Source organism: Bacillus cereus, assembly GCF_015071065.1.
Lineage (GTDB): Bacteria > Bacillota > Bacilli > Bacillales > Bacillaceae_G > Bacillus_A > Bacillus_A cereus_BA.
In genome coordinates this window covers 1-6,882 of the sequence record NZ_VOVA01000049.1, presented here as the reverse complement: position 1 = coordinate 6,882, position 6,882 = coordinate 1, and the positions used below count along the sequence as shown (strand labels likewise).

Genomic DNA, 6,882 nt, shown 5'->3' with positions numbered 1-6,882 from the left:
CGATTGTGGAATATAGAAAATACGAATTAATATGCGCATATTTAACAACTATTTTCTCTATTTCATGTCGTGAGTTTTCATTTTATCCAATTCTTTTTGTATCTTCTTATGAAAATACTTTCTACCTAGATTCCATTCTATACATAAGAAAAACATCCCTAATAATAGATAAAGGATAAAACCAATAGTACTTTCAATACGATTCGTTATAAACAACCATGTTAGAAATACAATATGTGCTACTGGTAAAATTGCCCCCCAATAGATATTGTTTCTACTTGATAAGAAAAATTGAACAGCTAAAATACCAGCATAAATAAGAACCATTATTCCCCATCTCTTTCTTGTTTATATTTTTCAATAATCAATTTTGCATCCTCTACACTTATGCGATCATCAATCGACAGGCTCTTGATAAATTTAATAAATCCCTCGTTTTCTACGGCATCATTCATTTTTATTTTATCGATTAATCGATCAAGTTTAAGTCTTACTGTTGGGTATGATACCTCATAAACCTTTGCAATCTCTTTTAAAGAACCCGAATGAAGTACTAAGTTTTTAACAAACTCTAAATCCTCATTTTCCAAGGCTAAAATCCAGTTTGGAATATTGTTAATATCCACAGCTTTGCCCTCCGTTTATTTTTATTAATATTACTTTAACATATTTTTTTAAATAATATTAAACTAATGTTAAATTTTATTAAGAATAATTTTTATAATTTGTTTAATTTGTTTAATTGATTATAAAATAAAAAGAACCCATTTGAATTAAGTTACTCAAGTGGGTATTGCTTCACAATCTGGCCCGATTGCTGAATAAGAAAAAACCCTGCACATCAACACAGGATTTTGATCAAACTTTTTTACATATTATCAAACTTTGTTTTAATGCCACACCAAAACGAGTTCTTTTTTCTATTTATAAAATAATACGGTTCTGGATTCTTTTACGCTAATTAATTATAACTATATGCAGTTATTTACCTTATTTACTTCTTTGTAAAAAAAACTCTACAACACCACTTCAAAAGGTACACCTTTTTTAGTAGTGTAAACTCTACTGAATTTAGTACTTCAAAAGGTTTAAAAATACACTTTTGGAGTACTAAATAATTATTGATACCTTTTGAAGTGATTTTTGTTATAATTTCATTAGAAGCACTTTTGAAAGGATGTCTATTTATTTTGAATACAAGAAAATTCGGATATATAAGAGTTAGTAGCAAAGATCAAAATGAAGATCGTCAACTTGAAGCAATGAAACACCTCATTACTGACGAGCGAGATATTTTTATCGATAAGCAAAGCGGAAGAGATTTTAACCGTGAGCAATACCAACTCTTAAAACGCATGTTAAGAAAAAATGATATTTTATATATTCATTCCCTAGATCGTTTCGGAAGAAATAAAGAAGCTATCCTTCAGGAATGGAAAGATATTACCCAAAGTATACAAGCTCATATTGTCGTATTAGACATGCCGCTTCTAGATACAACTCAATATAAAGATAGTTTGGGGAATCTTATTACTGATTTGGTACTCCAAATCTTATCCTGGCTTGCTGAAGAAGAACGAACGAAAATAAAAACTCGCCAACGTGAAGGCATTGAATCAGCAAAGAAAAAGGGAAAGCATTTAGGGAGACCTAAAACCGAGATAACCCAAGAATTCATCGATTCCTATAATCAATGGAATGAAGGTAAGATCACAGCGCTATACGCTATGAAAAGATGCAATATGACTAGCCCTACTTTTTATCGGGTCGTTAAACGCTATGAACAAGAGATAGATAGAAAATAGAGGAGTGGGAGAAAATAGTGGAAATTTATAATCAAGAAAGATATGCTTCTGAACTACAATTGATACAAATTCTAAACTTAATGCCAATACAAATAAGAACGTTACGGGTTGAAATTTACATAACAACTACAGAAGAGTTCTTTACACGCAATCGTCTAACACCGCAATTTGAAAAAGAAGTGCGTGCCGTTTTAGACGCTGGAGCTGAAGGTGGTTTTTTTGGCAATAGTAATAAGCAATATAAGTGGAATAAAAAAAATATAGTCGTTATATTTGAAGACCTAATTATAAATAGATATGGTTTAGACCAATTGTATTGGACTCTTGTATTTTTGTTAGTTCATGAGTTGAGACATTGTGAGCAATTGAACTTCTTTAGGGAAAGATGGTCAACTTTACAAAGTGATTATCACTTGAATTATATGGAGACTGCGGATACTTTCGATGAATTACCTTGGTGTGAAAAGGATGCTTATACCTATGCTTATCGTTTTCTAGAGAATAAAAAAAATGAAATTACAGCTATTTTCCAATTAGAAATGGCACATGATATCCCACCAATAGATTTCGATATAGACATGGAGTTACTGTGGAAAACATGTAAAAAGAAACTAGATATGGATGCTCGTATTCTGTGGTATCTTGCCGATTTGTTTTGGCCTGTAAAACAAATGAGTAAAGAGCGTAGACCTGATATTCTTGAGCTGCAAAGAAAATCAGATGGAATGTAGATATAACAAAAGCGTAGGATATGTTCGTGTCAAAAACTTAGAAAAATAGGATGATTGACTATGATAAAACATAAAAACCAAAATACAATCCAGGGCTTTTCTACTTTTTTATCTGAGAAAGGAAGAAAACCCTCTACGATCAAGCGTTATATATACGATGTGGAAAGTTTTATTCGATGGCTGCACCAATCAAAAAAGTTCACTGAAAATAATATTTGGGAATCACTACACAAAAAAGATTTCAAAGCATTTTTTGACTATTTAAAAGAAGAACGCCAATACTCTGATAAAACTGTACACCGTATATACATCGTCCTAAACAGGTTGTACGAATACTTAGATTTACCAAGCCCGATAGAAAGTGTTGTTCATATAGATCCACCTAATCGTGCATTGCGTAAAGAAGATTTCATTTCTCCACAAGAGGAGAAACGCCTAAAACAAGTAGCTTCTTCATTAGAAGGCCTAACAGAAAAGCAAAGTTCTACACGCCCTATGATAATAGAACGTAATCTTTCTATTATAATCCTACTCCTGGACTACGGATTATCTTTACGAGAACTTGTATCTTTGCAAATGAAACATGTACATTTCGAAAGTAATACGTTATCTATTCCTGAAGACTCAAAATTAAACCGCACCATCCATTTGAAAGAAGAAGACAAATTACATTTATATCATTATTATAAAACCATTCCTGAACCTGTTCGTCCTAAGTATCACAGTAACGATCCATTATTTGTTGCTTTTGATTTCACTCGTGGGACATACCATTGGAGCTATGACGATGATGCCCTGAAATCTCGGTACAAAAAATGATTCGTTTAGAAGTGAAACGTGCTAATCTTCGAAAGGGAATTTCTGCTCAACATTTTCGAAACACCTTTGTTTTAAGGAAAATCAAACAGAAAAACACCACTGAACAAATCATGCAGCAAATTGGCTTTAAAACTCACTTATCCTTAAAAAGATATTACGATTACTATAAGAAAACCAAAGTAAATGCAGATTAGAAATTAGTACTTAATGTGTAATTTTTATATATCTACAGATTTTTAATTATTTTAAGGAGGAACAAAGGATATACATGAGAAAAAACGAGGAATCATATTATATACACGAATATACCTTACGAGATCAAACCACTAAATCTATCAAGATTGAACCCTGGCGTTCATTGAAAGAAGAGATGCGAGTCCTGGGCATAACATACAGTGATATCTTTCAAATTCAAATGATAAATATAGATCCAAACAAAAAGTAACATAAGAAATATGAAAGAGAGGGTATCGATGTATTCCAACACTAATTTTGTAGACGAAATATTACAGAACAAATCTATAAAATCATTAATTTTCTTAGTAACCCTTGGCTTCTTCTCTGTTTGGCTTGTGCTTAATCGTAATACGATTATTAATTCATTACCGATTGACACTCCTTCAGAACAAATAAGTTCTTTTGCTTTCAGGGTAATATTCACATTTATAATCCTTGCATCTTTTAGTTCTATTTTTAGAAACCAATTGGTTATCCTATTCAAAATACCATGGAAACAATTTAAACGTGAATTTATAGGTGCATCGATAATGATGCTGGTTGCATTTCTAATTCTCGGTATAATTGCTCTATTAATCTGTTTCCTTATATACCGTGAAAATATCTACTTCATTGTGGAACAACTTTCGAAACAAATAAATTCAAACCCTGGCTTGAATAGCATAGATCCTTTTTCAATTCTCTCATTATCAAGCTTTGCTATTCAGTTAATTGGTGAAGAGTTACTATTTTTTTCGATTTTTTTCCTTTTCTATATGAGTGGAAAACGTATTGCACCAACTGGGAAATTTGTTATGGTATTTTCAATTTTTATAAGTAGTATTATTTTTGGGTTAATACACTTACCTACATACGACTATAACTATATACAATGTCTTTTTGTAAGTATAAGTTTTGCAATACGAACATCATTATTTATAACGTACAAAAATATAACCATTTGTTATCTCATGCATTTAATTATGGATTTTTTGGTGGTTTTAAAATGATTGTCACAGTCTGACAAGATGCTAAGAAATAAAAAGAGTAACATAGCGTTATGCCATGCTACTTTTTATTATTTTGGCTAATTTAACTGGTGTAGCTTTGGGATAAAGATTGATTAAAAAATATCCCTCAATCCTTATCTAACAGCAACTTCAAAAAATCCATTTCGAAAAAAGATTGATCAAAATGGAGTTACTCTTTTTAGATAAGTATGAGATTTTTATAAAAAAGTTTGATCATTTTAATAAGCCTTATTCTGCAAACGCGCCCTTTAATGGAATAACTTTATTATCACTTAATAGGCTCTTAATCCACAAGAAAAACCGAAATCCCTTCTTTATAGAGATAGGAAATTCCGGTTCATCTTTTTTATAAACAGTTCAACTTTATTTCAAAGTCACAACAACCTCTAGTAAATTATGAAATTATAAAAAAAGTCCCCCAATAAGAAAAGCTGCCTATGACTTCGGCAGCTGGATTTTCAACTCTTGCACCCTTTTGTTCAAGTGATTTCATTCACAATATTTCAGTGGGAAATTGAAATTCTTATTTATTTCTACTTCACAAAAAACCCAATAATTACTGCAATAATTAAGATAATTCCACCCGAAAATTGTCCTATTCCTGAAGCTTCTCCCATTAACAGTAAATTGAATAAGTTTTTGGTTTTCTTATTTTTTCCAAATAAGCCATCATCTGTTCTCATACGATAAATACCCCAAACTACTAAAACTATCCCAAAAATAAGTCCTATAATATACATCCCTTAAATTCCTCCGTTGTTTATTTTATATGTGCATCATTATGAAATGTGTTATTTGTCATCCTCATCAAAAATAAAAGTTTCTTCAATTGATAAATTAAAAACTGAAGCTATTTTATATGCAAGTAGTACAGATGGATTATATTTTTGTTTTTCTAATGAGATGATTGTTCTTGAAGATACACTTACTCTATCAGCTAACTCTTGTTGTGTTATTCCATGCTCTACTCGTAATTCCTTTACTCTATTTTCCATAAATACCTCCTAATTAAAGGACATGAGTATAATATTTTCTAGATCCAAATTCAATAATCATTAAAGATATTACAATAATAAATAATGTAGTATTTGTTGGGATTAGCACAAAATTAGTTAAAAACATAAGAATGAAAATTTCGGGCATCAGGATATACAAGGTAAATCGAGCAACTTTTCCATCAATTAAAGCATCTCTTTCGTCATATTCCTTTGCTAATTCCTTTTCTAGTGATTTATTCTTTCGGGATTTAATGTTAGAAATTGTTGAGAACAACAAAATTATTCCACCTAACAATACTGTGATATAGCCATTATTAAATCCTACTGATGTATCGAGAATTACTTGAATGAACCCAATTACCATTAATAAGATCGATAATAAAAGTCGCTGCATGAATAGATTTTTCAAATATACCTCTCCTAACCAACTTATTCTCCTGAAGTGAAGTTTGCTTCACGTGAAGTTAGTTTCATATTAACCTTTTGCAAGCCAAGCGTCAAGTAGTTAATAATGGTACTTGACGTAACGAAATATTTCATTATTTGAACCATTTTAGTTATAAAAGTGTTCAAATAACCTGCGCCGTTAATTTAAGTGCAATTCTTCACAAGATAAAAATCAATTTCAATATAAATGTCTAATAAAAAAATCACCTCAAAGAATAACTAAAGAGGTGATTTTTATCAATCTTTTTTAAAAAGCTACAGTTAAAAAGAGCATGTCAACTTATATATAAGAATAAAAAAGGACTTCAACCAAAGAAGCCCTTTTAATTATGAATTTCATTGCTATAACGCTATGTCACTTCACAATACGTCTTTTACCTTTACTAAATCGCCTGTAACAAAATGTTCTTTTGTAATAAAGTTTGATCAAAAGCATGCTACGAACGTTGATCTTATAAACCTACATATCAAATAGCATTTTTACTCAATTTTCTATTGTTAAAGAACTAAAAAATTTGTTTGATTAAACAAGATTATATTTACTATCTAAAAACCATACTTTTAATAACTACTATAGCGCCATGCTTATTATTTTAAGGAAAGGTAGAGAGGTAACAATTCGGGGTTCTGGTGCGAAAACTATAAGATTTATGTAACTAATCTCTGAAACTTGGACATACTGATACTAGTACTCTAAAAAGGACGTGATCAGTATGGAAAAGCAAAACCTATTCAAGTGGAAACATTATCAGCCTGATATTATTTTGTTAACGGTAAGATGGTACCTACGGTACAACCTCAGTTTTCGTGATTTAGTGGAAATGATGGAGGAACG

9 protein-coding genes and 2 pseudogenes are annotated in these 6,882 nt (G+C 30.8%); 5 read left to right on the top strand and 6 right to left on the bottom strand.

Annotation, left to right across the window (positions count from 1 at the left end; genetic code table 11):
- Positions 1–57: 57 nt before the first annotated feature.
- The gene (locus FT637_RS29120; protein ID WP_078181609.1) at positions 58–327 is read right to left on the bottom strand and encodes a hypothetical protein; all 270 of its coding nucleotides are present in this window, start codon (positions 325–327) and stop codon (positions 58–60) included.
- Positions 327–626, bottom strand: a complete 300-nt coding sequence (locus FT637_RS29115; protein WP_002191958.1) for a DUF2089 family protein — start codon at positions 624–626, stop codon at positions 327–329. Before FT637_RS29115 ends, FT637_RS29120 begins: the two co-directional genes overlap by 1 nt.
- A 564-nt stretch (positions 627–1,190) precedes the next feature.
- Between FT637_RS29115 and FT637_RS29110 the strand changes: the two genes are divergently transcribed.
- The 4 genes and pseudogenes from FT637_RS29110 to FT637_RS30725 all read left to right on the top strand — a co-directional run bounded on the left by FT637_RS29110 (position 1,191) and on the right by FT637_RS30725 (position 4,581).
- Entirely contained in the window at positions 1,191–1,805 is a 615-nt protein-coding gene (locus tag FT637_RS29110; protein WP_193649198.1) for a recombinase family protein, read from the top strand.
- Positions 1,806–1,822: 17 nt separating this feature from the next.
- A complete protein-coding gene (locus FT637_RS29105; RefSeq protein ID WP_193649197.1) occupies positions 1,823–2,536 on the top strand; it encodes a hypothetical protein in 714 nt (237 codons plus the stop codon).
- A gap of 60 nt (positions 2,537–2,596) precedes the next feature.
- Positions 2,597–3,549 (top strand): annotated as a pseudogene (locus FT637_RS29100) (tyrosine-type recombinase/integrase).
- Positions 3,550–3,810: 261 nt separating this feature from the next.
- Positions 3,811–4,581, top strand: coding sequence for a type II CAAX prenyl endopeptidase Rce1 family protein (locus FT637_RS30725; RefSeq protein ID WP_413773252.1), 771 nt, complete (start codon positions 3,811–3,813; stop codon positions 4,579–4,581).
- Between the two features lie 554 nt (positions 4,582–5,135).
- Here FT637_RS30725 and FT637_RS29095 read toward each other — a convergent pair.
- From FT637_RS29095 to FT637_RS29080, 4 genes are read right to left on the bottom strand one after another with little or no spacing between them, the layout of a single operon-like run.
- Positions 5,136–5,342, bottom strand: a complete 207-nt coding sequence (locus tag FT637_RS29095) for a hypothetical protein (RefSeq protein WP_193649196.1) — start codon at positions 5,340–5,342, stop codon at positions 5,136–5,138.
- Between the two features lie 51 nt (positions 5,343–5,393).
- Complete coding sequence (locus tag FT637_RS29090) at positions 5,394–5,597, bottom strand: helix-turn-helix transcriptional regulator (protein WP_193649195.1); 204 nt, start codon at positions 5,595–5,597, stop codon at positions 5,394–5,396.
- 13 nt (positions 5,598–5,610) lie between these two features.
- The gene (locus tag FT637_RS29085) at positions 5,611–6,009 is read right to left on the bottom strand and encodes a hypothetical protein (protein ID WP_193649194.1); all 399 of its coding nucleotides are present in this window, start codon (positions 6,007–6,009) and stop codon (positions 5,611–5,613) included.
- 20 nt (positions 6,010–6,029) lie between these two features.
- Positions 6,030–6,173, bottom strand: coding sequence for a hypothetical protein (locus tag FT637_RS29080; RefSeq protein WP_193649193.1), 144 nt, complete (start codon positions 6,171–6,173; stop codon positions 6,030–6,032).
- Positions 6,174–6,760: 587 nt separating this feature from the next.
- On the opposite strand from FT637_RS29080, the pseudogene FT637_RS29075 reads away from it, so the two are divergent.
- Positions 6,761–6,882, top strand: a pseudogene (locus FT637_RS29075) (IS6 family transposase); the annotation flags it as partial.